The following is a 504-nucleotide window of genomic DNA, read 5'->3' on the forward strand; positions in this document are numbered from 1 at the left end:
TTAGTGGCGCAGCTAACGCGATAAGTAGACCGCCTGGGGAGTACGGTCGCAAGACTAAAACTCAAATGAATTGACGGGGGCCCGCACAAGCGGTGGAGCATGTGGTTTAATTCGATGCAACGCGAAGAACCTTACCTGGTCTTGACATAGTAAGAACTTTCCAGAGATGGATTGGTGCCTTCGGGAACTTACATACAGGTGCTGCATGGCTGTCGTCAGCTCGTGCCGTGAGGTGTTGGGTTAAGTCCCGCAACGAGCGCAACCCTTTTCCTTATTTGCCAGCGGGTTAAGCCGGGAACTTTAAGGATACTGCCAGTGACAAACTGGAGGAAGGCGGGGACGACGTCAAGTCATCATGGCCCTTACGACCAGGGCTACACACGTGCTACAATGGTCGGTACAAAGGGTTGCTACCTAGCGATAGGATGCTAATCTACAAAAAAGCCGATCGTAGTCCGGATTGGAGTCTGCAACTCGACTCCATGAAGTCGGAATCGCTAGTAA

General features: G+C 51.8%; 1 rRNA gene. It reads left to right on the forward strand.

Going from position 1 to position 504, the window contains the following annotated elements:
- Nucleotides 1-504, forward strand: a 16S ribosomal RNA gene (locus JI65_RS17055); the annotation flags it as partial.

The sequence above is a fragment of the Treponema zioleckii genome (genome assembly GCF_014737315.1).
GTDB classification, from domain to species: Bacteria; Spirochaetota; Spirochaetia; order Treponematales; family Treponemataceae; genus Treponema_D; species Treponema_D zioleckii.